At 68.4% G+C, this 26,597-nt stretch carries 28 protein-coding genes and 1 pseudogene; 16 read left to right on the top strand and 13 right to left on the bottom strand.

All coding sequences use genetic code 11. From position 1 onward, the window contains the following. Positions 1–66 precede the first annotated feature (66 nt). Positions 67–1,395: a sensor histidine kinase gene (locus tag K883_RS09770; protein ID WP_008262884.1), complete on the bottom strand. Its 1,329-nt coding sequence runs from the start codon at positions 1,393–1,395 to the stop codon at positions 67–69. Between the two features lie 230 nt (positions 1,396–1,625). Here K883_RS09770 and K883_RS09765 point away from each other — a divergent pair, with 230 nt between their 5' ends. The 4 genes from K883_RS09765 to K883_RS09750 all read left to right on the top strand — a co-directional run bounded on the left by K883_RS09765 (position 1,626) and on the right by K883_RS09750 (position 5,735). Then, on the top strand, positions 1,626–2,276 hold the full coding sequence (locus K883_RS09765; protein ID WP_008262882.1) for a TetR/AcrR family transcriptional regulator: 651 nt from the start codon (positions 1,626–1,628) through the stop codon (positions 2,274–2,276). Beyond that, the gene (locus K883_RS09760; RefSeq protein ID WP_008262881.1) at positions 2,273–3,484 is read left to right on the top strand and encodes an acyl-CoA dehydrogenase family protein; all 1,212 of its coding nucleotides are present in this window, start codon (positions 2,273–2,275) and stop codon (positions 3,482–3,484) included. The genes K883_RS09765 and K883_RS09760 overlap by 4 nt, the downstream gene beginning before the upstream one ends. 68 nt (positions 3,485–3,552) lie before the next feature. Continuing rightward, complete coding sequence (locus tag K883_RS09755) at positions 3,553–4,770, top strand: GNAT family N-acetyltransferase (RefSeq protein WP_008262880.1); 1,218 nt, start codon at positions 3,553–3,555, stop codon at positions 4,768–4,770. Between the two features lie 17 nt (positions 4,771–4,787). Then, positions 4,788–5,735, top strand: a complete 948-nt coding sequence (locus tag K883_RS09750; RefSeq protein ID WP_036429742.1) for an NAD(P)/FAD-dependent oxidoreductase — start codon at positions 4,788–4,790, stop codon at positions 5,733–5,735. A gap of 50 nt (positions 5,736–5,785) precedes the next feature. On the opposite strand, the gene K883_RS09745 is transcribed toward K883_RS09750, so the two are convergent. Further along, positions 5,786–6,064, bottom strand: coding sequence for a hypothetical protein (locus K883_RS09745; RefSeq protein WP_008262877.1), 279 nt, complete (start codon positions 6,062–6,064; stop codon positions 5,786–5,788). A 63-nt stretch (positions 6,065–6,127) separates the two neighbouring features. After that, the gene (locus K883_RS28200; protein ID WP_231504915.1) at positions 6,128–6,430 is read right to left on the bottom strand and encodes a hypothetical protein; all 303 of its coding nucleotides are present in this window, start codon (positions 6,428–6,430) and stop codon (positions 6,128–6,130) included. Between K883_RS28200 and K883_RS28545 the strand changes: the two are divergent. Continuing rightward, positions 6,312–7,458, top strand: a pseudogene (locus K883_RS28545) (MFS transporter). The gene K883_RS28200 and the pseudogene K883_RS28545 overlap by 119 nt on opposite strands. A gap of 19 nt (positions 7,459–7,477) precedes the next feature. On the opposite strand, the gene K883_RS09735 reads toward K883_RS28545, so the two are convergent. Continuing rightward, positions 7,478–8,515, bottom strand: coding sequence for an LLM class F420-dependent oxidoreductase (locus K883_RS09735; protein WP_008262874.1), 1,038 nt, complete (start codon positions 8,513–8,515; stop codon positions 7,478–7,480). Between the two features lie 11 nt (positions 8,516–8,526). Next, positions 8,527–8,949 carry a nuclear transport factor 2 family protein gene (locus K883_RS09730; RefSeq protein WP_008262873.1) on the bottom strand — a complete coding sequence of 141 codons (423 nt, stop codon included), beginning with the start codon at positions 8,947–8,949 and terminating at the stop codon, positions 8,527–8,529. A 120-nt stretch (positions 8,950–9,069) separates the two neighbouring features. On the opposite strand from K883_RS09730, the gene K883_RS09725 reads away from it, so the two are divergent. Beyond that, entirely contained in the window at positions 9,070–9,642 is a 573-nt protein-coding gene (locus tag K883_RS09725; RefSeq protein ID WP_008262872.1) for a PadR family transcriptional regulator, read from the top strand. Here K883_RS09725 and K883_RS09720 read toward each other — a convergent pair. Further along, positions 9,602–10,510: an SAM-dependent methyltransferase gene (locus K883_RS09720; RefSeq protein ID WP_008262871.1), complete on the bottom strand. Its 909-nt coding sequence runs from the start codon at positions 10,508–10,510 to the stop codon at positions 9,602–9,604. The genes K883_RS09725 and K883_RS09720 overlap by 41 nt on opposite strands. Positions 10,511–10,601: 91 nt before the next feature. Between K883_RS09720 and K883_RS09715 the strand changes: the two genes are divergently transcribed. Next, positions 10,602–11,357, top strand: coding sequence for a haloacid dehalogenase type II (locus K883_RS09715; protein ID WP_008262869.1), 756 nt, complete (start codon positions 10,602–10,604; stop codon positions 11,355–11,357). 32 nt (positions 11,358–11,389) lie between these two features. Here the strand turns inward: K883_RS09715 and K883_RS09710 are convergent, their stop codons facing one another. After that, on the bottom strand, positions 11,390–12,109 hold the full coding sequence (locus K883_RS09710) for an NUDIX hydrolase (protein WP_008262868.1): 720 nt from the start codon (positions 12,107–12,109) through the stop codon (positions 11,390–11,392). A gap of 72 nt (positions 12,110–12,181) precedes the next feature. Here K883_RS09710 and K883_RS09705 point away from each other — a divergent pair, with 72 nt between their 5' ends. Together K883_RS09705 and K883_RS09700 are read left to right on the top strand one after the other, a co-directional pair. After that, a complete protein-coding gene (locus K883_RS09705; protein WP_008262867.1) occupies positions 12,182–13,075 on the top strand; it encodes an SCO6745 family protein in 894 nt (297 codons plus the stop codon). Further along, complete coding sequence (locus tag K883_RS09700) at positions 13,072–13,338, top strand: YdeI/OmpD-associated family protein (RefSeq protein WP_008262866.1); 267 nt, start codon at positions 13,072–13,074, stop codon at positions 13,336–13,338. The genes K883_RS09705 and K883_RS09700 overlap by 4 nt, the downstream gene beginning before the upstream one ends. Positions 13,339–13,345: 7 nt before the next feature. Here the strand turns inward: K883_RS09700 and K883_RS09695 are convergent, their stop codons facing one another. The 3 genes from K883_RS09695 to K883_RS09685 all read right to left on the bottom strand — a co-directional run bounded on the left by K883_RS09695 (position 13,346) and on the right by K883_RS09685 (position 15,292). Then, positions 13,346–13,699 (bottom strand): VOC family protein, encoded by a 354-nt coding sequence (locus K883_RS09695; protein ID WP_008262864.1) that lies wholly within the window; start codon positions 13,697–13,699, stop codon positions 13,346–13,348. Between the two features lie 70 nt (positions 13,700–13,769). Next, on the bottom strand, positions 13,770–14,324 hold the full coding sequence (locus K883_RS09690) for a hypothetical protein (protein WP_008262862.1): 555 nt from the start codon (positions 14,322–14,324) through the stop codon (positions 13,770–13,772). A gap of 83 nt (positions 14,325–14,407) precedes the next feature. Further along, the gene (locus K883_RS09685) at positions 14,408–15,292 is read right to left on the bottom strand and encodes a cyclopropane mycolic acid synthase family methyltransferase (RefSeq protein WP_008262860.1); all 885 of its coding nucleotides are present in this window, start codon (positions 15,290–15,292) and stop codon (positions 14,408–14,410) included. 341 nt (positions 15,293–15,633) lie between these two features. Between K883_RS09685 and K883_RS09680 the strand changes: the two genes are divergently transcribed. The 3 genes from K883_RS09680 to K883_RS09670 all read left to right on the top strand — a co-directional run bounded on the left by K883_RS09680 (position 15,634) and on the right by K883_RS09670 (position 19,289). After that, positions 15,634–16,206, top strand: a complete 573-nt coding sequence (locus K883_RS09680) for a hemerythrin domain-containing protein (protein WP_008262854.1) — start codon at positions 15,634–15,636, stop codon at positions 16,204–16,206. 289 nt (positions 16,207–16,495) lie between these two features. Then, on the top strand, positions 16,496–17,824 hold the full coding sequence (locus K883_RS09675) for an MFS transporter (RefSeq protein WP_008262852.1): 1,329 nt from the start codon (positions 16,496–16,498) through the stop codon (positions 17,822–17,824). A 109-nt stretch (positions 17,825–17,933) separates the two neighbouring features. After that, positions 17,934–19,289, top strand: a complete 1,356-nt coding sequence (locus K883_RS09670) for a WS/DGAT/MGAT family O-acyltransferase (RefSeq protein WP_008262850.1) — start codon at positions 17,934–17,936, stop codon at positions 19,287–19,289. A gap of 35 nt (positions 19,290–19,324) precedes the next feature. On the opposite strand, the gene K883_RS09665 is transcribed toward K883_RS09670, so the two are convergent. Beyond that, on the bottom strand, positions 19,325–19,927 hold the full coding sequence (locus K883_RS09665) for a TetR/AcrR family transcriptional regulator (protein ID WP_008262849.1): 603 nt from the start codon (positions 19,925–19,927) through the stop codon (positions 19,325–19,327). A gap of 104 nt (positions 19,928–20,031) precedes the next feature. On the opposite strand from K883_RS09665, the gene K883_RS09660 reads away from it, so the two are divergent. The 4 genes from K883_RS09660 (at position 20,032) to K883_RS09645 (ending at position 24,998) form a co-directional block, all read left to right on the top strand. Next, positions 20,032–21,210 (top strand): spirocyclase AveC family protein, encoded by a 1,179-nt coding sequence (locus K883_RS09660; protein WP_157884953.1) that lies wholly within the window; start codon positions 20,032–20,034, stop codon positions 21,208–21,210. After that, positions 21,211–22,029, top strand: a complete 819-nt coding sequence (locus K883_RS09655; protein WP_008262844.1) for a CbbQ/NirQ/NorQ/GpvN family protein — start codon at positions 21,211–21,213, stop codon at positions 22,027–22,029. Beyond that, positions 22,029–23,702, top strand: coding sequence for a nitric oxide reductase activation protein NorD (locus K883_RS09650; protein WP_008262842.1), 1,674 nt, complete (start codon positions 22,029–22,031; stop codon positions 23,700–23,702). The genes K883_RS09655 and K883_RS09650 overlap by 1 nt, the downstream gene beginning before the upstream one ends. A gap of 78 nt (positions 23,703–23,780) precedes the next feature. Beyond that, positions 23,781–24,998 carry a cytochrome P450 gene (locus tag K883_RS09645; RefSeq protein ID WP_008262836.1) on the top strand — a complete coding sequence of 406 codons (1,218 nt, stop codon included), beginning with the start codon at positions 23,781–23,783 and terminating at the stop codon, positions 24,996–24,998. Between the two features lie 20 nt (positions 24,999–25,018). Here K883_RS09645 and K883_RS09640 read toward each other — a convergent pair whose 3' ends face one another. Both K883_RS09640 and K883_RS09635 read right to left on the bottom strand, forming a co-directional pair. Continuing rightward, a complete protein-coding gene (locus K883_RS09640; RefSeq protein WP_008262834.1) occupies positions 25,019–25,438 on the bottom strand; it encodes an ATP-binding protein in 420 nt (139 codons plus the stop codon). 141 nt (positions 25,439–25,579) lie between these two features. Continuing rightward, positions 25,580–26,551, bottom strand: coding sequence for a 2-hydroxyacid dehydrogenase (locus K883_RS09635; RefSeq protein ID WP_020821307.1), 972 nt, complete (start codon positions 26,549–26,551; stop codon positions 25,580–25,582). Positions 26,552–26,597: the final 46 nt, after the last annotated feature.

Here is a 26,597-nt window from a genome sequence, read left to right as displayed (position 1 = left end):
GTCAAGGTTATCGGAGTAAACATTTCGCGGCGCGTTAAGAACGGCTCCGTCGGTCCAGGCAGGCGGCTAGGCCGGGCCACGCCCGTCGCCGGCGAGCCGCAACAGAAGTCGCGTGCCACCGAGTGGGCTGGTCTGCAATGCCGCTGTGCCGCCGTGCAATTCGGCCTGCTGGGCGACCAGCGCCAGGCCCAGCCCCGATCCCGAACGCGAGGCCGTCGATCCGCGGGCGAAGCGCTCGAACACCGTGGCACGTTCGGATTCCGGGACGCCGGTGCCGTCGTCGTCGATCGCGATCTCCACGCCCTCGCCGGAACTGCTGACGGTCAGCTGGATCTTGCCGGCGTTGCCGTGCTTGACGGCGTTGGCGATGGCGTTGTCGATCACCAGCCGCAGTCCGGTTGGCAGCCCGACCATCAGCACCGTCGGGGAGGGCACCAGGGAGACCTCGACGTCGGGGTAGATGCGCAGCGCGTCGTGCGCGGCGCGGTCCAGCAGCTCGGTGATGTCGAAGGGGACGAAATCGTCGACGGTGGTCAGTTCGCCCTGGGCCAGCCGCTCCAGCGCCGTCAGCGTTCCTTCGATGCGGCTCTGGGTGCGGATGACGTCGCCGATGACCTCGTGCCGCTGCTCGGGCGGCAGGTCCAGGGTGGACAACACCTCAAGATTGGTGCGCATGGCCGTCAACGGCGTGCGCAGCTCGTGGGAGGCGACCGCCGCGAAGTCGCGCGCCGACTCGAGCGCCGCCTTGGTGCGCTGCTGTTCCTTGCCGATGCGGGCCAGCATCCCCTCCACCGCCTCGGCGATCTCCACCGCCTCGCGCACGCCGCGCACCTGGACCTCGTCTGGGCTGGACTGGGCGTTGATCGCGCGGGCCTGCTGGGCCAGCAGCAGGAAGGGATTGACCATGATCAACGAGATCACCCAGCCCACCACGACCGTGCCGCCGATGACGCTGGCGCAGATCAGCAACACTCGCAGGTGCAGTTCGTTGATCCGGTGCTGGGCCTCGGCCAGCGGCGCGGCCAACGCTATCGAGGCGGGACCCGCGGTGAAGGTGCGAACGCGGTACTGCACCCCGTTGATGGTCGTGTTGGCGTAGCCGTCGGGCAGTTGGGGCAACACGATGCTGCTGGGCGCCGAGACGGTCACCCCGCCGATGCGCGCGGTGCGCACCAGGTTGCCGTCCGGCATGTGCCGGTCGGGGGTGGCGGGCGGCGCGGTGTTGAGCAGGCTGCTGATGTCGCCCAGGCTGCTGACCGAATCGAGCCGGCGATCGAGCTGGCTGTACTGGTCGTTGGTGACGCCCACCCACACCCAGGTGCCCAGCAGGACGACCAGCGTCATCACCGAGATGGCGGCGACGATGAGGATCGTGCGCAGCGACAGCACCCGCATCGGCAGCTGTACACGCGGGAAGACGCGGATGTCGGGCTCCTTTGTGGGTTCGAGTGGGTTCGTGACGACCAGCCTGAGTACAACCCTCACAGCCGCGGGGGTTCGGCACGTTCAAGCGCGATGGCGTTTCGCAAGAATTTACCGTCAACCGCGCCGCACCCGTGCCCGCCGCCGGCCGGGGACCGGACGCCGTTTTGCTCGCCCGCATGGTGAGTGAGTACTCTCTCACCATGCTCACCGGGCCCGGCCGCGGACGTGACCGCCTGCTTTCCGCGGCGTTACGCCTGTTCGCCGCTAAGGGGTACGCGGCCACGTCGGTGGCCGACATCCAGCGCGAATCGGGCCTGGCGCCCGGCTCGGGCGCGCTCTACAAGCACTTCGGTTCCAAACGCGAGTTGCTCGAGGCCGCGGTCGCGCACCGGATCGACAGCATCGTGGCGGCCCGCGAGCAGTACGACGCGGGACAACCGGGCAGCGTCGAGCACGCGGTGCGCACCGCCGGGCAGCTGATCTGGAGCAACCTCAATCACAGCGAGGATCTGCTCAAGGTCATGCTGCGCGAGCCCGACGAGCTCGGCGACCTCGACGAGAAGACGTGGCAGGTCATCACCGACAACGCCTACCAACGCTTCGCCGACGAACTGGCCGCGTCGAATCGCTCCGGGCGCACCAGCATTCCCGACCCCGAAGCGGCCGCGGCGGTCGCGATCGGCTCGCTGTCCTACGCCGCGACCCTGCAAGCGCTCACCGGCCGCCTGCCCGGCAACACCGACGAAGAACGGTATTTCGAGGCGTGGGTCAACCAGACCGTCAGCGTCCTGGCCCAGTACGCGAATCCCCGAAACCCTTTGAACACCAACGATTCAGGAGACCAGCAGTGACGTTCTCACTACAACTGTCCGACGACGTGATCGAAGTCCGCGACTGGGTGCACAAATTCGCGGCCGACGTCGTGCGGCCCGCCGCCGCGGAATGGGACGAGCGCGAGGAAACACCGTGGCCGGTGATCCAGGAAGCCGCGAAGGTGGGGCTGTACTCCCCCGACCTGTTCGCCCAGCAGGCGGCCGAGCCGACGGGCCTGGGCATGCTGACGGTGTTCGAGGAATTGTTCTGGGGCGACGCGGGTATCGCCCTGTCCATCATGGGGACGGGACTCGCCGCGGCGGCGCTGGCGGGCAACGGAACCCCCGAACAGCTGGGCCGCTGGCTGCCCGAGATGTTCGGCACCGCCGACGAACCCAAGCTGGGCGCGTTCTGCTCGTCGGAGCCCGACGCGGGTTCCGACGTCGGCGCCATCCGCACCCGCGCGCGCTACGACGAGGCGACCTCCGAGTGGGTCCTCAACGGCACCAAGACGTGGGCGACCAACGGCGGCATCGCCAACGTGCACATCGTGGTGGCGTCGGTCTACCCCGAGCTCGGCACGCGCGGCCAGGCGACGTTCGTCATCCCGGCGGGCGTCAAGGGCCTGGCGCAGGGCCAGAAATTCAAGAAGCACGGGATCCGCGCCTCCCACACCGCCGAGGTGGTGCTCGACGACGTCCGGCTGCCCGAGGACCACATCCTCGGGGGCCGGGAGAAGTTCGAGGCGCGCATCGCCCGCGTCAAGTCCGGGGCCTCCGCGCGCGGGCAGGCGGCGATGAAGACCTTCGAGCGCACCCGGCCCACCGTCGGCGCGATGGCCGTCGGCGTGGCGCGGGCCGCCTACGAGTACGCGCTCGACTATGCCTGCCAGCGTGAGCAATTCGGCCGCAAGATCGGCGAATTTCAGGCGGTGGCCTTCAAACTGGCGGACATGAAGTGCCGCATCGACGCCGCCCGCCTGCTGGTGTGGCGCGCGGGATGGATGGCCCGCAACAACCAATCCTTCGACTCCGCGGAGGGGTCGATGGCCAAGCTGGTGGCCAGCGAAACCGCGGTCTATGTCACCGACGAGGCGATCCAGATCCTGGGCGGCAACGGGTACACCCGCGACTACCCCGTCGAGAGGATGCACCGCGACGCGAAGATCTTCACGATCTTCGAGGGCACCAGCGAGATCCAGCGGCTGGTGGTCTCCCGGGCGCTGACGGGTTTGCCCATCCGGTGACGATCGCCGCTTGACGCGTCGCGCGGCCCGCGGCCCGTGCCGGCCGGGGAACGCGACATGATGGCGGGATGGCTACCGAGATCCGGGTGCTCGACAGCGAGGACGACCTGATCGCCGCCGCGAACGTGTTTCGCACGGCGATGGTGGGGTTTCCGCCGCTTACGGGGCTCGCCCCCGGCCAGATCACGACGCTCCTCGAACCGGGACGGACCGTGGGGGCATTCGCCGACGGTCAACTCGTCGGCACCGCCGACGCCGTGACGAGCCGGTTGACGCTGCCCGGCCCCGCGATCGTGGGTCACGCCGCCGTCACCCACATCGGGGTGCTGCCGTCGTTCACCCGGCGAGGCATCGCCACCGAGCTGATCCGTCACCAGCTGCGCGACTTCGCCGCACGCGGTGAGGTGGTGGCGACGCTGCGGGCCTCGGAGGCGACGATCTACGGGCGCTACGGCTACGGCGTCGCGAGCTCGTCGCAATCTGTCGAGGTCCACACCGCGCGGGCGGGGCTGCGGCGCGACGTCGGGACCGGCGGTCGGGTGCGCCTGCTCGACACCGCGCAGGCGTGGGAGTTGCTGCCGCGCATCTATGCCGAGAACCGTCCCGCCCGCCCGGGCACCATCGACCGCCCACAGTCGTGGTGGCAGGGCGTGCGGCTGCGCGCCGAATCCGACCCGGGGGCCGCCTATGTCGCCGTGCACGGCGAGCCGGGATCCGAATCCGGCTTCGTCCGATACCGCCCGATCGACACCGAGCGGTGGTTCGTCAGCGACCAGCGCACCATCGTGGTCGAGGATTTCTTCGCGCCCACCGCCGAGGCCTATCTGGGGTTGCTGCGCTTTCTGCTCGGACTGGATCTTGTTGACCGCGTGCTGTTTTGGATGCTGCCGCTGGACGATCCGCTGCCCTGGCTGGTTGCCGACCGGCGCGCCGTGCGGGTCACCGCCGTGCACGACGAAACATGGCTGCGCATCATCGATGTGGCGGCGGCGCTGTCCGCCCGCAGCTACGGTGGCGACGGTGCCGTCACCATCGTGGTCAATGACCCTGAACTGCCGGCCAATTCGGCACGGTTCGCCGTCGCGGCCGACGGCGTCACGGTCACCGACCGGCAACCCGACGTCACCGTCGACGTCGAGGGGCTGGGCGCCGTCCTGTTGGGCGGCACCACGTGGCGCGATCTCGCCGTGGCCGGGCTGGCCCGTGCCGACGATCCCGAAGCGCTGACGGCGGCCGATCGATTGTTTGCCGTGCCCGAGGCGCCCCACGCCGGGTTCTACTTCTGAGGGCGGGGGTGATGCGGATGATCGTCGTCATCGGCGCGGGAATATGTGGCCTGGCGGCGGCCTACGAGCTTTCGCGGCGCGGCCACGACGTCGTCGTGCTGGAGCGCGGGCGGCCATTCGGGGAGCAATCCGCCGGGCTGGCGCGGATATTCCGGGTCGCGCATCGGCGCCCGGCGCTCTGCCGGTTGGCGCTGACGGCGCGAACGGGCTGGCAACGGTGGGAATCCGAGTTCGGCGCGGGGCGACTGCTGGGCTCCGAGGGCTTCATCGCCGCCGGCGCCTGCGACGACGTCGCGGCGGCCATGAGCTCCGCCGGCGCGCAGTTCTCCCGGCTCGGGCGTTCCGAAATCGCGGCACGGATTCCGTTCGCGGTCGTGCCTTGGGAGACAGGAGTTTTCGATCCCCTCGGCGGCAGCCTGCGCATCCGCCGCGCCCTGAGCGCGTTGGCGCGCCGCGTCGCCATCCGCAACGCGCACGTGCTGTCGGTGGCCGACGACGGCGCGACGACGCTCGCCGACGGCACCGTGCTGCGCGGCGACCGGGTGCTGATCTGTGCGGGCGCGCACACTTCAGACCTGTTCGGTCCGCTCTCAGTTGGCTTCGTTCCGCACACCCGGTTCACCTACCGCGGCGCGGACGCGGTCGGCGCGGCGTGCCTGTCCGCGCCCGAGGGCTACGGATTGCCGCTCGGCAGTACCGGCCGGTGGGCGTTCGGCCAGGAGGTGGCGGACCCCGCGACCGTGCGCGCGCTGTTCCCGTCACTGTCGCCGGTGGACCAGGTGGACTGCGTCAGTGTCCGCGCCCCGTGGCTCGATCCGGGCGGCGACGGCTGGACGGTGGCGCAGCGTGGGCGCGTGCTGGCGTTCGTCGGTAGCAATCTCATGAAATTCGGGCCGCTGCTCGGTGAACTGCTGGCGCGGGCCGTGCTGGAAGACGAGGTGCCCGCCCAGTTGCTCCTGGACTAGGCGCTAAACACCAAGGGCGGCAACGTAACCCACGTCACCGACCGGGTCCGTCAGCCGTGCGGCGCCTCGGAGATCTTCGTGTCCGGCTTTCCGAGCGTCTGGCAGTACGTCGTCACCGAGAGCCGCGTCGCCGAGATCTCGACGTTGCTCGGGTCTGCGCCGCTCTTGTCCTTGAGCATCTTGCTGACTTCGTCGTTCTGCTTCTTCTCGTCCTGCGTGGTGAAGTCTTTGCACTTTGTGTCGCCGCCGGTGTTGATGACCTGTGAGGCCGAACACGCGCTGGACAACAAGACGGAGATCGCGATCGTGGCTGCCGCAATGTACTTCATCGTGTGCCTTCCTGGGTGCGAGTAGTGGTATCAGTACACCAAATCCGCTGATCTCAAACCCCTTCACACCGCGAAGTCCGCGCCCGCGGCGGCGGCGCGATCACGTCCACGGGAATAACCACCCGGGTGGCGTCGCGTTCTACGATCGTCGGCCGCGCGTTGGAGGGGGAGAAGACCAGTGATCTCGTCGAGCGTGCGCAGCGGCCGCAACCGCCGAGCGCGTAACGGCCGGGCCGCCACCCGCGCCCTGTTCGTCAGCGTGCTGGCGTTGCTGCTGGCGACGGGATGGGTCGCCAACCACTTCGTCGCGTTGATGCCGGTGATCAGCGACCGCGAACACCTCAGCACCGCGACCCTCGATGGCATCTTCGGCATCTACGCGCTCGGGCTGCTCCCCGGGTTGCTGATCGGCGGCCGCGCGTCGGACGCGTTGGGCCGGCGGCCAATGGCGCTGGCGGGCGCGGCCGCCACCGTGGCGGGGACGGTGGCGATGCTGCTGTCGCAGCACACCGGCGCGCTGCTGGTGGGCCGCCTCATCGTCGGGGTCGGTGTGGGCCTTGCCATCAGCTCCGGCACCGCGTGGGCGTCCGACCTGAGGGGCCCGGCCGGCGCCGGGACCGCCGGCGCGGTACTCACCGCCGGCTTCGCCATCGGGCCGTTCGCCGGTGGGGGATTCGCGTGGGCCGGGCAGTCCGGCATCCAGGTGTCGTTCGCCGTCGCCGCCGCGATCGTCGTGCTGGCATCGCTTGCCGTCGCCGTCGCGGCCACACCCGCCGCACACGTGGCCCGGCCGGCGCCGCCCCCCGACGCGGGCCCGACGGGACCGGCGGCGCAGGGAGTGTCGCGGGCCCTGAGTTGGGCCATGCCGCTCGCACCGTGGGTATACGCCTCGGCGACACTGGGTTTCGTCACCATCCCCAACGCGGTTGCACACCGCGCTGGCGGCCCCGATCGCGGCGGGCACGGCCACCCTGATCGTCAACGGGGTCAGCGGTGTCGTTCAGGTCCTGGCCCGCACGCGCCGGTGGGGGCCACAGACCGGGACCGCCGGCGCGGCTCTGGCCGCGGTCGGCTACGTGGTGGCCGCGACGACGCCACCGGCCCTGACGCCCGCGGTCGGGATACCGCTGTTGTTGATCCTGGGCTGCGCTTCGGGCCTGTGCCTGCGGGAGGGCTTGATCGATCTGGAGGCCGCGGCGCCGCAACACCTGCGGGGCGCTCTGACCGGGGTGTTCTACGTCGTCACGTACATCGGCTTCGCGCTGCCACTGTTGTTGGCGACCGCCGAGCCTGGCGTCTCGGCCGCGATCCTGTCGGCCATGGCGGCGCTGGCGTCGGTGAGCGCGGTCGGCAGGGCGATGCGGCTGCGACGAGATAGTCACCGCCAGAACTGATTTGGCTCCACAGCGGCCGTCACACCAGTTCGCGCAGCGTTTCGATGAGCTTGATCCGCTCGGCCGTCGTCGACGCGATGGGCGCCACGTTCAGCGTGGTTACCCCCGCCTCGCGGTAGGCCGCCAGACGTTCCTTGACGAACCCTCGGGAGCCGATCAAGTTGACGTCGCGCACCAGATCGTCGGGCACCACCTTGGCGGCGCCGTCCTTGTCGCCGGCAAGGTAGAGCTCCTGGATCCGGTCGGCCTGCGGGCCGTACCCGTACTTGGTGGCCAGGGTGTGGTAAAAGTTCTTGCCCTTGGCGCCCATCCCGCCGATGTAGAGGGCCAGGTGCGGTTTGACGAATTCCCTTAGCGGCTCGACGTTTTCGCCGATGGCCAGGACGGGTCCGGCGTAGACGTCGAGCTCGCCCAGCGCGGGGTCCCGCTTGGCCCGCCCGGCGGCCAGCGCCTCCCCCCAGACGTACTGCGCCTTTTCGGGCAGGTAGAAGATCGGTTGCCAACCCTCGGCGATCTCGGCCGCCAGTTCGACGTTCTTCGGCCCCAGCGCGGCTACCAGTATCGGGATGCGTTCACGCACTGGGGAATTGATGAGCTTGAGGGGCTTCCCCAGCCCGGTCCCCCGGTCGGGCGGCAGCGGGATCGTGTAGTGCTTGCCCTGGTGGCGCACGGTCTCGCGCCGCCACACCTGGCGGCAGATGTCGATGACTTCACGCGTCCGGCCGATCGGGGCGTCGTAGGGCACACCGTGGAAGCCCTCGATGACCTGCGGACCGGACGCGCCCAGGCCGAGGGTGAACCGGCCGTCGGAGACGTAATCCAGGCCCGCCGCGGTCATCGCGGTCAGGGTGGGCGTGCGGGTGTAGAGCTGCAGGATGCCCGACGCCAGCCCGACCCGCTGCGTGCTGGCCCCCAGGTAGCCGAGCGCGCTCACCGCGTCGAACGAATACGCCTCGGGGACAAAAACAATATCCAACCCGGCGCGTTCCAGGTCGGCCACTTCGGCGGCCACGTCCTTGAAACCGCCCGCATAGTTGACGCTCAATCCAATCCGCATGGTCCCTACTTCTACGCGGTGCCGGATTGATTGGCCAACTCCAGCGCCTCCCGCTGGATGCGGTCGAACTGGGCGCCCATCGCCTCCGACAATGCCGTCGCTCCCGACAGCGGCCGCACCATCACCATGAAGTCGTCGATCAGCCCGTCGTCGGTGAAATGCAAGAAGTCGCAGCCGGTGATCTTCACCCCGGGCGCCCCGACGATCCCGGTCTCGAAAACGAAGGCGTGGTCGCGGCCGCCCGGGTCGTGAATCTCCCGGATGTAGCGGAAGTCCTCGAAGACGCGCAACACACCGCGCAGGATGGCCGCGGTGATCGGCTTGCCGACATACGGCTTGAACGCCACCGGGCTGGTGAACACCACGGTGTCGGCCAGCATCGCCTGGATGGCCTGTTCATCGCGCTCTTCGACGGCCGTGCGGAACGGATGCATCAGCGACCTCGCATAGTCAACTTGTTGAGTAATGAGGTCGACGCTAAGGCCGCCGTCGGGAATTGTCCAGGGTGCTGTTCGTCACTTTGTTGACTAGTCGCATCGCTGTACGATCGGCCGGTGTCGCTGCGTGACGCGGTGTTGGCGGCCCTCCTCGAGGGCGAGTCGTCGGGATACGACCTGGCCAAGGGTTTCGACGCCTCGGTCGCGAATTTCTGGCCGGCCACCCCGCAGCAGCTGTATCGCGAACTGGATCGACTGGCCGAGCAGGGCCTCATCCGGGCACGGGTCGTGCGTCAAGAACGGCGGCCCAACAAGCGGATGTTCTCGCTGACCGAGGCCGGGCGCGAGGCGATCCGGCAGTTCACCGCGAAGGCGCCGAAACCCTCGGTGATCCGCGACGAGCTGTTGGTCAAGGTCCAGGCCGCCGACGCCGGAGACATGCCGGCTGTGCGCGAGTCCATCCTCGAACGGCTGCAATGGGCGCGGGCCAAACTGCAACGCTACGAACGGTTGCGGGCGCGCATGATGGACGGTCGCACCGAGAACGAGTACCTGGCACACGCCGACCGGGTCGGCCCCTACCTGACGTTGGTCCGCGGAATCTCGTTCGAGGAGGAGAACATTCGATGGGCCGAGCAAGCCCTGGCCATCATCGAACGTCGCCTGTCGGCGATTCGCGGACCGCGATGAAGAACTTGGTGCGCATCAACCGGTCGAAGACCGCCGGCAATTCGTGGAAGGGCCGGCCATACTCGGTGGCCGCCTTGTCGACCAGGTTCACGGCCCTGACACGCCAATGCCGCTGGGCCAGAAACTCTTTGGTGTCGCTGCGCGCATCGTCGTACCACAGCTCGGCCACCGGAGGCTGACCGGTGTCTTGGCTGATGGTGGGGACATTGTCGGCGAATTCGCGCACTTCGCCCGGGGCGGGACCGAGTTCGGCGGCAATGTGGCTACCGGTCGCCGACAACTCGTGCAGCCTTTCGAACAGCGCATCCTGGGCCGGCCCGGGCAAATACGGCAGCAGGCCCTCGAGCGCCCACGCCGTCGGCCGGTCGGGGTCGAAGCCGGCCGCAATCAGCGCGCCGGCCCAGTCATCCCGTAAATCCGTGGCGACGGTGACGCGCCTCGTCGAGGGCACGGCACCCTGCCGGTCGAGGACCTGTTGCTTGAACTCGAGCACCCGAGGCTGATCCACTTCGTAAACCGTGTGGCCCGCGGGCCAGTCCAGCCGGTACGCCCGGGAATCCAATCCGGCCGCCAAGATGACCGCCTGGCGCGTCCCCGATCGGGTGGCATCGGCGAAAAACTCGTCGAAGAACCGCGTCCGCACCCCTACCCACTGCGCGTTGAAGGCCGCGGCACTGCTCATGTCGGCGTTGTCCACGGCCGCAATCAGATTCGGTTCACCGGCGGCGGCGACGAAGCCGGCGGCGAAGTCGTCGTTCGCCAACGGCGGCCGCAGGCCCGCGTCGAGGGCCCGCGCCGCACACACCGCCAAGGCGGTGAAGCCGACGCTCGTCACGATATCCCAGGTATCGCCGGCGCTTCGGGCCACAACGGCCTCCCTTCAATCAGGACGTCCAATAATTCGTTCGCACTGCTAACGATACTGTACGCCGCGCCTGCACACGGCGTTAGCCTGAGGCATGACCGACTACCGCTCGCCGTCGACCGGTCGGGTAGTGCGTGCAGTTCTGTTCGATACGTTCGGAACGGTCGTCGACTGGCGCTCGGGGATCGCCGCCTCGGTGCGGCGTTTCGCGCAGCGCCACCACATCGACGTCGACCCCGACGCGTTCGCGCTTCAGTGGCGCAGTCGATACCTGCCCTCTATGTCCGAGATTCGCTCGGGCCGACGGGAATTCGTGTCGCTGGACGTTCTGCATCGAGAGAACCTCGTCGCATCGCTCGCGAAGTTCGGCGTCAGTGCCGACGCGCTGCCCGGCGACGAGGTGCAGGCACTCGCCCGGTCGTGGCGCTGGTTGCCACCGTGGCCGGACAGCGTCGACGGCATCGCCGCCATGAAGCGGCATGTCATCGTCGGGCCGTTGTCCAACGGCAACACCGGGCTGCTGGTCGAGATGGCGAAGTACGCGGGCCTGCCGTGGGATGTGGTCCTGGGTTCCGACGTCAGTCAGGCCTACAAGCCCGACCCGCGGGCCTACCGGACTCCCGCGCGATTGCTGGGCCTGGAGCCCGGTGAGGTGATGCTGGTGGCGGCGCACACCGCCGATCTCGAGGCGGCCCGCGATAGCGGCCTGGCGACCGGTTTCGTCGCGCGCCCGCGGGAGTACGGGCCGGACCCGCTGCCCGCCTCCGCGCCCCCGGGCGCCTGGGACGTCTCGGGCGCATCGCTGGTCGAACTGGCGCGGTCGCTGTTCGGTGCGCAGGGCCAACCTTGAGTGCCCCGACTTTCGAAGAGGTTGCGCGATAGCTACTTCCAGGCGAAAACGGGTTGTTCCAGCCCGTCGACCGGGTCGTGGCGGCCTTCCAGTCCCAGCCACCGCAGCTGCAGGAGCACCGCCCCGGTGGGCGCGTGGATCAGGTCGCCCCCCAACGGAATCTGGACAACCGGCCGCGGGCTCTCCGGGATGGCGATGAATCGCGGCGAATCGTCACGTTGCAGTTGGTGCAGGCCCACCCGGTACACCGCGACGACCTCGTCGGGCGATGGGCGCGGATCCAGGCGGCCGCCTCCCCAAATCACCACCGGCGTAATGACATATCCGGACCGGGTCGGGTAATCGTCGAGCAGTCCCAGGACGGCCGCGTCGGGGAGTTCGATGCCGACCTCCTCGCGCAATTCCCGCAGCGCGGCCTCGACGGCGGTCTCGCCCGGGTCGAGGCGGCCACCGGGTAACGCCCATTGCGCGGCGTGCGAGGTGAGTCGAGAAGCCCTGCGGCACAGCAGGAAAGCCGCCCCGCCCGACACGTCGACCATGCGGCCGTCGAGGCCGGCCGCGGGCAGCCCTCGATCGGCGTTCCAGTCGTCCACCGGCGCCGGATCCACCCGGTCCTCCCCGACATCGGAGTCGACGAGCACCACCGCCACGGCGGCGTGCCGCTTGGCCGGATCGGCCACGATTCGACGCTCATGGCCGGCGAGATTGCTCCGGATCCGCTCGTGTAGTACCCGGTCATAGGGGATGGTCACCGCTCGAGCCTAGGCGGGGTCGCCCGGGCCGCGTGCTTGGTCCCCACCCGTCACCGGTGGTTAACTGCCAGCATGCGACGACAACCCGAGTTGGCCCGGCGCTTCTTCGATCGCTACGAGCCGGTGCACGCGGTGACGTATTTCGCGCCCGAGGCCCGTGCGGCGTTGGACGCGTTGGGTTACCGGGGTTTCTGGATGGGCTATTTCGCGGCCCGCTCCGCGCCGCTGGGCATGGTGCCGCGGGAGGTCGTGACCTCAGTCTTCTACAACTTCGCACCCGAACGGGTTGCCAAGGCGTTGCCGACGGCGTGGGAGATCGCGGGTCCGGAGGCCGCATTGCGGGCGCGCCAGGAGTCCGCGGTGGCGGCGCTGCGCCGCTACGGCCTCGGGTCGGACGAAAACGTCCGCGTGGCAGCCGAACTCGCCGGGAAGGCGGCGCGCCACGCGCCGCTCGATGCCCGCCCGCTGTTCGCCGCTAATCTGGCCCTGCCCTGGCCCGACGATCCCCTGGCCGCGCTGTGGCACGCCACGACGCTGCTGCGCGAACAGCGCGGTGACGGGCACGTGGCGGTGCTGGCGGCGGCCGGCATCTCCGGACGTGAATCCAACGTCTTACACGCCGCGGCGGGCAACGTCGCGCGCGACTACATCGCCCGCACCCGCGATTACGACGAGGCGGCATGGCGCCATCACGAACAGCGCCTCGCCGAGCGGGGGTTGCTGAGCGATGACGGAACGCTGACCGCCGCCGGGCGCGAACTGAAGGACCACATCGAGTCGAGCACCGACGCCCTTTCCCTGTCGGCGCTCGACGCGCTCAGCGACGACGAGGTCGAAACGCTGTTTCGGGCGCTGTCCCCCATCACCCGCGCCGTGGTCGCCGCCGGCGATATCCCCGCAGGGACCCCGATGGCGTTACGCCGCGACGAATTGCACGATGACGACGCACATTTGGTGGACCGATGAGCGCCCGGCGAGTGCCCGGCGGGGTGGTGCACAAGCTGCCCGCCGACCTGCGCGAGTCGTTGCTCGCCAACCCTACGGCCCTGGCCGCCTGGAACGACATCACGCCGCTGGCCCGAAACGAGTTCATCTGCTGGGTCGAGGACGCCAAGCAGGAGGCCACCCGGGCGCGCCGCATCCGCCGCACCAAGGAGGAGCTGGAGGAAGGCAAACGCCGGCCGTGCTGCTGGCCGGGCTGCAAACACCGCGAACGCACCGGAAGGTAGGCGCCCGCTAGCGTCCCAGCGGTTTGTAGAAGACCAGGCCGTTGCCCTTGTTGTCATAGACCACGGCGCGTCGTTCGTGGGCGTCGTCGTAGGGGCCCTTGACGATGCCACCACCGCCGGCCTCGACAGCCTTCGCCGCGGCGTCGACGTCCGCGGTCTTGATGCCGACGACGACCTGGCCGGGGATGGGATGGTCCACGGCGGTCGCCAGCGCCAACGTGACCGGGCCCGCATCCAGGGCCGCGAAGTGCGCCCCGTCGCGAAACTTCAACGGCATGCCCAGGGTCTGGCTGTAGAACCGGATCGACTCGTCCAGGTCGTCGGTGGACAGGATGATCATCTTGGCTTCGTGCTCGCTCATGGCGCCTCCGTATGGCTGGATCGCTATCAGCCTAGGCGGGCGGGCATCCCGCGGAGAACCGGGGAGCGGCTCAGGCGGCGTCGGACGGAACCGGCTGCCCCTCAAGGTAATCCATCGGCGGCGCCTCCCCGTGTCCCGCGCCGCGGTAGGCCACCGCGGTCGCCAGCGCCGAGCCACCTTCGATGGTGCCCACCACAACCACCCGGTCGTTGACGGTGAATTGCGGTGCCGCGACGGCGGGTTGGCTGCCGCGATGGGTGATGACGGTGGTGTCCGGGGTGAAGCGATAGGTCTGGGTGTACCCGTCGGGGCTGCGCATGGTGACCGAGTCCACCGTCACGGCGATCACGGTGCCCTCCTGCTTCACCGGCTGCGAAACGGAAGGCGGACTGACCTCGGCGGTCACGGTTCGTTTGTCGGCGCGGACCCCGTTGAGCACCAACGCCGTCAGGCACGCCGCGCATATCAGGGCAGCGCAGACGATCTCGCACACCTTCGCCGCACCGGACATACGCTGACCTCGATCGGTCGGCGTCTGGGTTTGCTGCAGCGACTCCGGCATGCGGTGTTTGGCGGCCACGATCCGTCCTTCCTGCGGCTTGCGCCGAAGGACATCGACACCCACCGAATCAGGTTGTTGCCGTGGAATTACCCGCCGTGCTATGCCGGTAAACCGGGCGCCCCCGGGATGGGGGCACAGGACGGGCGTCAGCCTTTGGTCAGGGTGAACTGCGCGACGTCGGTGTAGCCCTCACGGAACAGGTCCGCGCAGCCGGTCAGGTACTTCATGTACCGGTCGTAGACCTCTTCGGACTGAATCTCGATCGCCTCGTCGCGGCGCGCCTCGAGTGCGGCCGCCCAGGTGTCGAGGGTGCGCGCGTAGTGCAGGCGCAGCGGCTGCACCAGCTTCACCCCGAAGCCGGCACGCTGGGCGTGCTCCACGACGCCCTTGGCCTGGGGTAGATCCCCGCCCGGGAAGATCTCGTCCATGATGAATTTCATGAAGCGCAGCTTGGTCATGGTGATGGGCAGCCCGCGCTCGGCGAATTCCTCGTCGCTCGGCTTGATGATGGTGTGCAGCATCATCACGCCGTCCGCCGGAAGAGCCTCATAGGCGGTCTTGAAGAAATCGTCGTAGCGGTCACGCCCGAAGTGCTCGAAGGCGCCGATCGACACGATGCGGTCGACCTTGTCGTCGAACTGCTCCCAGCCCTGCAGCAGCACCCGCTTGGACCGCGCGGACGGATGCGCGTCGAGGCGGCGCTGCACGTGCGCCTGCTGATTGCGGCTCAGCGTGAGCCCGACGACGTTGACGTCATAGCACTCGAGCGCGCGGACGATCGTGGTGCCCCAGCCGCACCCGACGTCGAGCAACGTCATGCCCGGCTGCAATCCCAGCTTGCCCAGCGAGAGGTCGACCTTGGCGATCTGCGCCTCTTCCAGCGTCATGTCCTCGCGCTCGAAATACGCGCAGCTGTAGGTCCGCGTCGGGTCCAGGAAGAGCGCGAAGAACTCGTCGGACAGGTCGTAGTGCGCTTGTACGTCCTCGAAATGCGGTTCCAAGCTGACGGCATCGCCGGGATTTTCGGACAAGGCACAACCTCTGACTTATTCATATCGGGTTCAACGGCGCGATCGAATCGATCGCCGCACGGACGCCCCAGTGTATCCGGCCGGCACACCGTGCCCCTCCGCCGAGTTTCCGACCAGCTTAGTGCCGCCGAAATGGCTCTCAGCCTGCCAGAACACTTACGTCGGTGCAAATTTGCTAATCCCCTGCGGCGCAGAGCAACTCGGGCGAGCACATCGATGCGGTGCCTACGGGGTCGTTACATCGACCCCGCAAGCGGGTAAGACGAGGCTGGCGTTCTTAAATGGTGTCGAACGCGCTAACCCAGCCGGCTGACCGGCGTCACAGGGGCGGAGGCTCACCGATGGCCGACATCACCATGTTGATCCTCGCCGACCACGATTGGTTCCGCGAACAGTTCGCCCGGCTGGATTACCTCCAGGCACAGCAGCCGGCCGACCGCACCGGTCTCGAACGGGTGTGGCGACCGCTCGCCGACAAGCTCGACGTGCACGCCTACATCGAGGAGAAGATCTTCTACCCCCAACTGCTCAAACGGGGTGGCGAGGACGCCGAGGGCGAAACCCTCGACGCCATCGGTGACCACAACGACATCCGCGACGGGGTGCGCGACGCCGACGCGGCCGAACTCGGCAGCGAGCAATGGTGGGCGGCGGTCGGGCGCACCCGCGAGGCCAACGACGATCACATGGGCGAGGAGGAACGCGAAGGGCTCTCGGACTTCCGCCGCAACGCCCCGATCGGCCTTCGCGAAGCGCTCGGGCGCCAATACAGCGAGTTCATGGCCGAGCACCCGACCACCGAGGGGCTGCCCATCACGGACCGGGACCCGCGTCGCTATGTCGAGCAGGTGGAGGCCCCCCGCCCCGGGCCCGGGGACTTCTCGTTGCGCATCGGCAGCCTGAAAGGCCAGTGACGCGCGCCCGTGACCGGGCGAACGTGACGGGGATAACCCCGCGTCACCTCCGGCGGCGCGGCGGTGCCGCCGACGTGAATGCCGGCGACCCGTTCTAGCTGGCGTTTGTCGCACGCGATCGTGGCCGAGCGGGATCGCGGCGATCGCCGCCGGTCGTCCCACGTCAGGGCCGTGAAGCCCACCCCGCCGGTTGTCCCTGAGAAAGTTGTGGGTAAGTCTTGATTCGATGGTTATTCGACGCCGCCGGAGGAAATGGGCACGTAGAGAAATCAGGGTCGCCGACCCCGCGATGCGCCGAACCATCATGGGCACCGCGATCGGGAACTTCATGGAGTGGTACGACTTCGGGGTCTACGGCTACATCGCGACCACGATCGCCCAGGTGTTCTATCCCGGCAAGAACGTCAGCGGAGTCCACCTCATCGCGACCTTTGGAACGCTCGCGGCGGCGTTCGTCGTGCGTCCGCTCGGCGGGTTCATCTTCGGTCCGCTGGGCGACCGGATCGGGCGCCACCGCGTCCTGGTGGTCACCATCCTGATGATGACGGTGAGCACGACTGTGACCGGCCTGCTGCCCACCTACAGCACCATCGGCATCTGGGCGCCGATCCTGCTCGTCCTCGCGCGAATATTCCAGGGCCTGTCGACCGGTGGTGAATACGTCGGCGCCATGACCTATCTCGTCGAGCAGGCCCCCGATCACAAACGCGGCATGATGGTCGGGTTCCTGCCGATGGGCAATCTGGTGGGGTTCGTCCTGGCGGGCTTGCTGGTGACCGGGCTGCAGACCTGGCTGCCCGAGGACGCCATGCTGACCTACGGCTGGCGGATTCCGCTGCTGTTGGGCTTGCCTTTCGGGCTGGTGGCGCTGTTCCTGCGGCTGCGGCTGGAGGAGTCCTCTGCCTATCAGAGCGCCCATGACGACGCGCACGCGGGCGACCAGGGCCGGCAGCAGATTCACCGCACCATCGTCGAGCAGTGGCGGCCCATGCTGATCTGCGCGGCGCTGGTGCTGACTTCCCAGGTCGCCGACTTCATGCTCACCGGATACCTGCCGACGTACCTGCGGCTGTTCGTGCGTGTGGGCCGCACCGCCGGACTCGTCATGATCGTGACCACGTTGGCGATCCTGATGGGCACGGTGGTGCTCGTCGCGGCCTTGTCCGATCGCATCGGCGTCAAACCGATCATGTGGACGGGGTGCGGCCTGCTGATCGTCGCCTCCATCCCGGCGTTCCTGCTCATCCGCTTCGGCGGCATCTACCCGGTGATCTTCATCGGGGTGCTGCTGATCGGTTTGATGGAGCTGTGCTTCGACAGCACCGGGCCGGCCATGCTGCCGGCGCTGTTCCCCACCAACGTGCGCTACGGCGCGCTGGCCATCTCCTACAACATCTCGATTTCGCTAGTCGGCGGCATCACGCCGCTGATCGCCCAGGCTCTCGTTTCGGGCACCGGCAACGTGATGGTGCCGGCCTACATGCTGATCTTCGGGGGCGTGGTGGGCGCGATCACGCTGCTGTTCACCCCCGAAGTCGCCGGCAAGCCGTTGCCGGGCTCCGGGCCCGCGGTCGAAACCGAGCGGGAGGCTCGCGCGCTCGCCGACGACGTCCGCTAGCGACCGTCCCGGGGCGGATGGCTGTTTGGGCCGCCACCCGCTGTGGCTATTAGGAGGTAGGCCGTCCCTGCGGTGGGCGGCGCGACGGCAACAGTTGGGGGCGACACGCATGGAACCGATATCACCGACGGATGCGCTGTTCCTCCTCGGCGAATCACGCGAACATCCGATGCACGTGGGCGCGCTGCAGCTCTTCGAGCCGCCCGAGGATGCCGGCCCGCATTTCGTCCGCGAGTCCTATCAGGCGATGCTCGAATGCACCGACGTGCAACCGGCCTTCAGCAAGCGTCCGGCGTTCTTCGGCGGGGTCACCAACGTCGCGTGGTCCTTCGACAAGGAAGTCGAACTCGACTACCACCTTCGCCGTTCCGCGCTTCCGGAACCGGGACGGGTGCGAGACCTCCTGGAGCTGGTTTCCCGGCTGCACGGCAGCCTGCTGGACCGGCACCGCCCGATGTGGGAGGCGCACCTGGTCGAGGGCCTGCAGGACGGGCGGTACGCCGTGTACACCAAGTACCACCACTCCCTGATGGACGGCGTCTCGGCGCTTCGCCTGATGCAGCGGGCCTTCACCTCCGATCCCGACGACGACGAGGTGCGGGTCCCGTGGAGCATTGCGCCGCGCAAGCGCGGCGGACGCAGAAGTCCGTCGCTGTTCGGGCGGGTGGGCCGCACCGCGGGGTCGGCGCTGGCGTTGGCGCCGTCCACGCTGAAGCTCGCGCGGGCCGCGCTGCTCGAACAACAACTCACGCTCCCGTTCCAGGCGCCGCGGTCGATGTTCAACGTCCGGATCGGCGGTGCGCGGCGGGTGGCGGCCCAGTCCTGGGCGTTGGAGCGCATCAACGCGGTCAAGGCGGCCGCCGGCGTCACGGTCAACGACGTCATTCTCGCCATGTCGGCCGGGGCCCTGCGCGCCTACCTGCTGGATCAGAACGCGCTGCCGGACGCCCCACTGACCGCGATGGTTCCGGTGAATCTGCGCAAGGACGACGACGACCGCGGCGGGAACATGGTCGGCACCTTCCTGTGCAACCTCGCCACCGATCTCGACGATCCGGCGAGACGGCTCGAGATCATCAGCGCATCCATTCGCGACACCAAAGAGGTGTTCTGGCAGTTGCCGCCGGTTCAGCAGTTGGCCCTGTCCGCCTTCAACATCGGGGGCCTGTTCCTCGGGTTGGTCCCCGGCTACCTTTCCGCGGCCTCGCCGCCGTTCAACATCGTCATCTCGAACGTGTCGACGGGTCGCTCGGAGCAGCTGTACTGGCGCGGGGCCCGCCTGGACGGAAACTATCCGCTGTCCATCCCCCTCGACGGCCAGGCGGTCAACATCACGGTGACCAACAACGCCGACAACCTCGACTTCGGCCTGGTCGGCTGCCGGCGCAGCGTCCCGCACCTGCAGCGGATGCTCGGTCATCTAGAGGAGTCGTTGAAGGACCTGGAGATCGCCACGGGTGCCTGAGACGCCGTGCGCCACAGTCCTTTTCGGATCGGCGGTCAGGGCAGCTTGATCACGGACACGTACATCTCGACGATCGGGCGGAAGAGGTCCACGTCATCGAGTTGACTGCCCAACACCACCGAGTCGCTGGTGGCGACGAGGACCTGGGCGAACGTCGACGCGGGGATCAGCAACGTCCCGCCGAGCCGGTCGATGCCCGCCACGATGAACTTGGCCAGCGCCTCGACGGCCTCTGATCGCTTGGCGGCCACGCGTTCCCGCGCCTCGGGGTTGCGCAGCAGGTACAGCATGAACTCGTGACCCAGCGCGGCGTGCTCCGCCCCGCGATCGCGGCTGAGCTGGCTCCAGCGCTTGGCGATCTCGTCGAGTTCGCGCGCACCGACCTGCGTCGCCGGCGCCATCACCTCGGTGAAGTTGACGAAGTACCGGCGCCAGTAGCGGTCGCTGACCGCCAGAAACAGGTCTTCCTTCGTCGAGAAGTGTTTGTAGATCGCGCCTTTCGTGTACCCGGCGGCGTGGGCGATGTCGTCGAGCGTCGCGGCGACGAACCCCTTTTCGCCGAAGACTTCCTCGGCGGCATCGACCAATAGCGAGCGAGTGTGCTCGAGGCGGCGCTCTCGCGTCCAACGCTCAACCATGCGCCAGATTCTGCCAGAGCTTGCGAGAAGCTATTCCGTTTCTCAGATACTCGTGAGTATATTGCTCGGAGCGTGGAATGCCGACCCCGGAGGACACCAGCGTCATGAGCGATCTCGCGAACAGGAACCAGCCGTCGTCCGTCACCGAGCCACTGCCCGGCGCGGGCGAACTCGGCGCGCAGGCCGCGTCGCCGGTGCGACCGATCAAGATTTGGGCCGCCGCCGGTGGCGCGCTGCTGGTGCTCCAGCTCTACGTGTGGATCCGGTGGATCACCGGCCCGTATTTCGAGCGGGTGCCGTCGGGACCGAGCGAGCCGCCGATGTACATGAAGGTGCCGCTGATGGCGAACGCGGTGGTGCTATGGATCGCGCTGCCGGTCGTCGTGTGGTGGTTCTTCATCCGGCCGTGGCGGCGCGAGCGGCGGATCACGCTGGACGGCATGCTCGTGCTGTCGATGGGCCTGATGTTCTTCCAGGATCCGCTGCTGAACTACTTCAACACGTGGTGCACCTACAACACCTGGCTGTTCAACCGCGGCTCCTGGTCGTCGAACATTCCGGGTTGGGTTTCCCCGGAGGAGCCGGGCCGTCAGGTGTCCGAGCCGCTGTTGACCAACGCTCCGGGTTACGCCTACGGCGTCCTGCTGATCACGATCGTCGGGTGTTGGATCATGCGCAAAATCAAGACGCGCTGGCCGAACATCAGCAATCTTCGGTTGGTCCTCGTCACCTACGCGCTCGCGTTTGTCTTCGATTTCGTCATGGAGGGTCTGGTCCTGCTACCGATCGGCTTCTACACCTACCCCGGCGCCATCAGGTCCGTGTCGCTCAATGCCGACACCTACTACCAATGGCCGGTCTACGAAGGCCTGATGTGGGGTGGTGTGCAGGCCGCGCTGTGCTGTCTGCGCTTCTTCACCGACGATCGCGGCCGCACCGTCGTCGAGCGCGGATTGGACCACGTGCGAGGCGGATTCGCCAGACAGCAGTTCACGCGCTTCCTGGCGATCTTCGCCGGCGTCAGCTCGTGCTTCTTTTTCTTCTACAACGTGCCCGCGCAATGGATCGGAATGCACTCCGACCCGTGGCCCCAAGACCACCAGAAGCGTTCGTACTTCAACGGCGGCATCTGCGGCGACGGCACGGACACGCCATGCCCGAATCCCGCCCTGCCCATACCCACCAAGCGTTCCGGATACGTCGACGTGCACGGCCATCTCGTCCTCCCGCCGGGCGGCCAGCTGCCGGAGGTCGTCCCCTTCGAGGGCGCGCGAGGGCGCTAGGTGCTGACGGATTCCCAGCCCACCGTGCGCCCGGCGTCGGAGGCACCGTTCTATCGGCCCGCCGGCGATGAGGTGGAGGTGTTCCGCGCCGCCGCGCGCCGCGGCCTGCCGGTGCTGCTGAAGGGCCCGACGGGATGTGGCAAGACCCGGTTCGTGGAGGCGATGGCCCACGCGCTCGGCCGCAACCTGATCACCGTCGCGGCGCACGAAGACATGACGTCGGCCGACTTGGTCGGGCGTTTCCTTCTCAAAGGGGGGGAAACGGTCTGGGTGGATGGGCCGTTGACGCGGGCCGTTCGCGAGGGCGCGATCTGCTACCTGGACGAGATCGTCGAGGCGCGCCAGGACACCACGGTGGTCATCCATCCGCTCGCCGATCATCGCCGCGAGCTTCTGGTCGACCGCCTGGGAACGACCGTGCCCGCGGCACCGGGATTTCAACTGGTCATTTCCTACAATCCCGGCTACCAGAGCGTGCTGAAGAACATCAAAGAGTCGACCCGGCAGCGATTCGTGGCCATCGAACTCGACTTCCCGCCCGTCGAGGCCGAGACGGAAGTCGTTGCCCACGAAGCGGGAATCGACGATGCGACGGCACGCGCCCTGGTCACCGTGGGCAACGCGATCCGAAAGCTCGATGGCTCACCGCTGCGCGAGGTGTCGTCCACCCGCACGCTGATCCTGGCCGGCAGCCTGGTCGCCGAAGGACTCAGCCTGCGCAGCGCCGTCCAGGCGGCGATCGTGCGGATCCTCTCCGATGACCGGGAGGTCGTCACGGCACTCGGCGAGCTCGTCGATTCCCTGCTGCCTCCAAGGTGATGGATCCCGTTGGCCCGCAACGGTATCGGCTCCTCGCCACCTACCTGGCCGGCCGGGCCGTCGACGTCGCCCGGGCGGCGCCCGGCCAGGACGCCTACACGAACGGCGCCGTCATCTTCGTCCCGGCCGCCGACCCAGCCGGGCAGCAGCGCCGGCAGGTGCTGGTCCAGGCCGCCCTGCTCGGCGCGGGCAGCCTGGATCGGCGGCTGGTGAAGCGGCTGCGAGGCCGGCCGGCGATCGCGCGCCGCTACCTCGCGCTGGAAGGCCACCGGGTGCTCGCCGAACTCGCCCCCACCGTTGCGCTGGCGGCGGCACTTCGCCCCGACGGTGATCCCCGCACCGCGACCGCGGACGGGTCCCTCGAAATGGCCAGGGGCACAAGCCGAATCGCGGACCCTCCGGCGTGGTTCGGTGTCATCCGTCCGGCGCAACTACTGGCGTCGTCCGACAGCCGGGCCGCGCCGGCCACGGATACGGACCTGCGGACGGCGATCGAGCTCGTCGCCGAGCGGGAGCCCGACGACGAGGACGACGCCGCCTCCGAGGAAAGCAAGGTCCTCAAGCTGTTCGAGAATCCGCTGCTGCGTTCGCGGGCACTGATGGACTTTCTGCGAAAACTGTTGGGCGAGGCGCCGTCGCGCGGCGACGACTCGTCGGGCGGGGAGTTTGAGGCGCGCTCGATCCGGCCGGCACGAGCGGTCGGCGCGTCAGCCCGTCCACTTCCGACGCGCATCAATTTCGTCGGCGACCGGCCCGGCGCTGCTCTGGGAATCGGCGGTGCACTGCATCCGGAATGGGACGTCTTCAACAACCGCTATCGGGCGGACTGGTGCCGCGTCATCGATTTTCCGCTCACCAAGCCCACCCACATCTCGGCCGCGCACGTCTCGCACGACGACGAGCTGCGGCGGCGATTGGCACGCGTCGGTCTCGGCCCCAAGCTCTTACGCGCGCGCCCCGACGGTGACGAGATCGACATCGAGGCGCTCGTCGATCTCTTCGTCGACCTGCGCTCCGGTTGTTCACCCACGGAGGCTGTCTACACCCAGCGCCGCAACGTCGTTCGGAACCTCGGCGTCCTCATCCTGCTCGACGCGTCCGGATCGGCCACCGACGCCGACCTGCGGGGGAACAGGGTCCACGACCACCAGCGGCGCGCGGCGGCAACCGTGGCGATGACCCTGGAGGAACTCGGCGACCGCGTGGCCATCTACGCGTTTCGATCCCACGGGCGGCACGCCGTGCACCTGCCGGCGATAAAAACGTTCGGACAGCGCTTCGGCGCCCCGCAACGCGCCCGGCTCAATCAGCTTGAGCCGTCGGGGTATACGCGCCTAGGTGCGGCGATCCGCGGCGCGGGCGAGATACTCAACACCGAAGCCCGCACACCCAACCGGCTGCTGCTTGTCCTGTCCGACGGGTGCCCCTACGACGACGGCTACGACGGTCGCTACGCGGAGGCCGACGCGAACAAGGCGCTCGAGGAACTCCGTGGCGACGGAGTGGCCTGTTTGTGCCTGTCGATCGGGAGCGCCACCGCCGCCGAAGAGCTCGAGCGCGTCTTCGGCTCCGCGCGCTACGTCAGCGCCGCGACCCTGGCCGAGGTGAGTCCGCGGATGGACGAGATGTTCCTGACGGCGCTACGTGAGCGCGCCGCACCGGGGCCGGCGTGAGGGTGGGATTGCTACCACGACGCCTACTGTAAGGTCCACGGTAAGACTGCGCATGCCCGCTTTGGGGAAGGGTGAGCCATGCCAAGCACTGTTGACACGCGACATCAGCCACGGCCCGACGTCGATCTGACCGATGGCGCCTTCTACGCGGGCGACTCGCGCCCGGTCTATCGGTGGATGCGCGAGAACGAGCCGGTCTTTCGGGACCGCAACGGGTTGGCCGCCGCGGCGACGTATCAGGCCGTGATCGACGCCGAGCGGGCGCCCGAGCTGTTCTCCAACGCCGGCGGTATCCGGCCGGACCAGGACGCGCCGCCCATGATGATCGCGATGGATGACCCCGCCCACCTGTTGCGGCGCAAACTCGTCAACGCGGGCTTCACCCGGAAACGCGTCAAGGACCGGGAGGCCTCGATCGGCGCGCTGTGCGACGCCCTGATCGACAACGTCTGCGAACGCGGCGAGTGCGACTTCGTCTGGGACCTCGCCGCCCCGCTGCCCATGGCGGTCATCGGCGACATGCTCGGGGTCCTGCCCGAGGAGCGGCAGATGTTTCTGCGCTGGTCCGACGACATGGTCACCATGCTCAGCAGCACGACCGCGCAAGAGGACTTCCAGGTCTCCATCGACGCCTTCGCCGCCTACACCGAATACATGACGAGCATGATCGCGGCGCGCAAGGCCGAGCCGACCGATGACTTGGTCAGCGTGCTGGTGCACGCGGAGGTGGACGGCGAGAAGCTCGCCGACCACGAGATCGTGACCGAGGTGCTGTTGTTGCTCATCGGCGGCGACGAGACCACCCGGCACACGCTGTCCGGCGGCACCGCGCAGATCCTGCGCCACCCGCAACAGCACCGGCAACTGGTCGACGACGTGGCGCTGCTGCCCAACGCGATCGAAGAGATGCTGAGGTGGACCGCGCCGGTCAAGAACATGGCCCGCACCATGACCGCCGATCTCGAGTTCCACGGCACCCAGCTCGCGCGGGGCGAGAAGATCATCCTGCTCTTCGAATCGGCGAACTTCGACGAGGCCGTGTTCGGGGATCCCGAGAGCTTCCGGATCGACCGCTACCCCAACAACCATCTGGCATTCGGCTTCGGAACCCATTTCTGCCTGGGCAACCAGCTGGCGCGTCTGGAGCTCTCGATGATGCTCGAGCGACTACTCAAACGCCTGCCCGACATGGAGTTGGCGTCTCAGGACCCGCTGCCGCTGCGGCCGGCCAACTTCGTCAGCGGCCTCGAGCGCATGCCGGTCACGTTCACGCCCTCGGCGCCCTCGGGCGGCTGAGCTCGGTTCCTGCGTGAAAGTTATTGCTGGACAGCGCTATCCGCGTCGGTCGTGTAGTCTAAATAGACGCTGGTGCCGTTGGGGCGGGCGTGGATCGTGCAGTGATCGGCGAGGCGGTGCATCAGCGTGATGCCGCGCGAGGCGCGGGGATCGGTGGTCTGCCTCGACGAGGGCTTGCGCCAACTTCCGCGATCGCTGACGCATACCCGGATTGACTCGGCGGCGGGATCGTAGCTGGCCTGCAATTTCATTGCGCCGGCCTCGCGACGGGAGCGGTAGGCGTGCTCGACGCAATTGGCCAACGCCTCGTTCACCCCCAGAACGACGTCCTCACGAATGTCCTCCGACGCGCGCACCTCGTGCCGCAGCCAGTGTTGCAAAACATGGCGCCACTTCGCCGCCGTATCGGGGCGCGCTGTGCCCGCGAGCGTCAAGCGCACCGGCGCGGCTGTCTCCTGCAGTAGCGGACTCATGAGAGCCGGATACCCAGATGCGGTTGCGGCGATAACCTTCTCGCGGTATCGCTTCGGCCACAGACCGGTTTCCATCCAGGATCGCCTGGTCACGACGCCGGGAGGCGGTCAGTGCCGACGGCGCGGCGTCAGCACCGGCGTCACGAGTTCGCCGGTGTCGAGGTAGCTGTCGAGGTTGCGGATCGCCAGCTGCGCCATCGCCCGGCGGGTCCGGGCCGTGGCGCTGCCGATGTGCGGGAGAAGGACCACGTTGTCCAGGTCGCACAGTTCGGCCGGCACCTGCGGCTCGTCGGCGTAGACGTCCAAGCCGGCCCCCGCCAGCTCGCCGCCGACGAGCAGCTCCACCAGCGCGTCCTGATCGACGACGCTGCCCCGGGCGATGTTGATCAGATACCCCTCGGGACCCAAGGCCGCCAGCACGGAGCGGTCGACCAGCTTGTGGGACTCGTGGTCGCCCGTGGTGGCGACGACCAGCACGTCGACCGACTCGGCGAGCTCCACAGCCGACGCGGCGTAGCGGTAGGGCGACCCGTCGATGCGATGCCGGTTGTGATACGCGATGGCGCAATCGAATCCGAGCAGCCTGGCGGCGATCGCCGAACCGATGCGGCCCAGGCCGAGGATGCCCACCTGGAGGCCGCTGACGTCTCGGGCGTACGGGAACCGGCCCTCGCGCGCCCAGCGGCCCGCCCGCACGTAGCGGTCGGCGGCGCCGAAGCGGCGCAGGGTCATCAGCATCAGGCCCAGCGCCGTGTCGGCGACCGTGTCCGACAGCACGTCCGGGGTGTTGCTCACGCCGATGCCGCGGCGCTTCGCCGCCTCCAGGTCGATCAGGTCCACCCCGGCCCCGTCGTTGACGATGGCCTCGAGGTTGGGCAGCGCGGCGATGGTGTCGGCGTCGACGCCCGGCGGTCCCCACGTCAGCAGCACGCGCACGTCGGCGCCGTGCTCGGCCAGGAATCGGGCCCGCGCCGGGCCGTCGGGAAGCTTCGCAATCTCGTAGCGCGCCGCCAGTTCTTCTGCCAGCGTCGGCTCCAGCTCGCCGACCCTCAGCACGCCGCTCAGATCCTTGGCCGTCACGTCCCCATCATGCGTGAAGCCCGCGCGGTATCGAGCGACGGGCCGC

Source organism: Mycobacterium sp. TKK-01-0059, assembly GCF_000709305.1.
In the GTDB taxonomy this organism is placed as follows: domain Bacteria; phylum Actinomycetota; class Actinomycetes; order Mycobacteriales; family Mycobacteriaceae; genus Mycobacterium; species Mycobacterium intracellulare.
This window is presented reverse-complemented; position numbering and strand designations above follow the sequence as displayed.

Bases quoted from the DNA above. Each gene is read 5' to 3' on its own strand.
- K883_RS09670 (WP_008262850.1), top strand. From the start codon at position 17,934: ATGGAACCGATATCACCGACGGATGCGCTGTTCCTCCTCGGCGAATCA.
- K883_RS09700 (WP_008262866.1), top strand. From the start codon at position 13,072: ATGAGCGCCCGGCGAGTGCCCGGCGGGGTGGTGCACAAGCTGCCCGCC.
- K883_RS09745 (WP_008262877.1), bottom strand. From the start codon at position 6,064: ATGAAGTACATTGCGGCAGCCACGATCGCGATCTCCGTCTTGTTGTCC.
- K883_RS09705 (WP_008262867.1), top strand. From the start codon at position 12,182: ATGCGACGACAACCCGAGTTGGCCCGGCGCTTCTTCGATCGCTACGAG.
- K883_RS09665 (WP_008262849.1), bottom strand. From the start codon at position 19,927: ATGGTTGAGCGTTGGACGCGAGAGCGCCGCCTCGAGCACACTCGCTCG.
- K883_RS28200 (WP_231504915.1), bottom strand. From the start codon at position 6,430: ATGCCATCGAGGGTCGCGGTGCTGAGGTGTTCGCGGTCGCTGATCACC.
- K883_RS09765 (WP_008262882.1), top strand. From the start codon at position 1,626: ATGCTCACCGGGCCCGGCCGCGGACGTGACCGCCTGCTTTCCGCGGCG.
- K883_RS09735 (WP_008262874.1), bottom strand. From the start codon at position 8,515: ATGCGGATTGGATTGAGCGTCAACTATGCGGGCGGTTTCAAGGACGTG.
- K883_RS09770 (WP_008262884.1), bottom strand. From the start codon at position 1,395: ATGCGGGTGCTGTCGCTGCGCACGATCCTCATCGTCGCCGCCATCTCG.
- K883_RS09660 (WP_157884953.1), top strand. From the start codon at position 20,032: ATGAGCGATCTCGCGAACAGGAACCAGCCGTCGTCCGTCACCGAGCCA.
- K883_RS09755 (WP_008262880.1), top strand. From the start codon at position 3,553: ATGGCTACCGAGATCCGGGTGCTCGACAGCGAGGACGACCTGATCGCC.
- K883_RS09645 (WP_008262836.1), top strand. From the start codon at position 23,781: ATGCCAAGCACTGTTGACACGCGACATCAGCCACGGCCCGACGTCGAT.
- K883_RS09680 (WP_008262854.1), top strand. From the start codon at position 15,634: ATGGCCGACATCACCATGTTGATCCTCGCCGACCACGATTGGTTCCGC.
- K883_RS09650 (WP_008262842.1), top strand. From the start codon at position 22,029: ATGGATCCCGTTGGCCCGCAACGGTATCGGCTCCTCGCCACCTACCTG.
- K883_RS09750 (WP_036429742.1), top strand. From the start codon at position 4,788: ATGATCGTCGTCATCGGCGCGGGAATATGTGGCCTGGCGGCGGCCTAC.
- K883_RS09675 (WP_008262852.1), top strand. From the start codon at position 16,496: ATGCGCCGAACCATCATGGGCACCGCGATCGGGAACTTCATGGAGTGG.
- K883_RS09715 (WP_008262869.1), top strand. From the start codon at position 10,602: ATGACCGACTACCGCTCGCCGTCGACCGGTCGGGTAGTGCGTGCAGTT.
- K883_RS09695 (WP_008262864.1), bottom strand. From the start codon at position 13,699: ATGAGCGAGCACGAAGCCAAGATGATCATCCTGTCCACCGACGACCTG.
- K883_RS09730 (WP_008262873.1), bottom strand. From the start codon at position 8,949: ATGCATCCGTTCCGCACGGCCGTCGAAGAGCGCGATGAACAGGCCATC.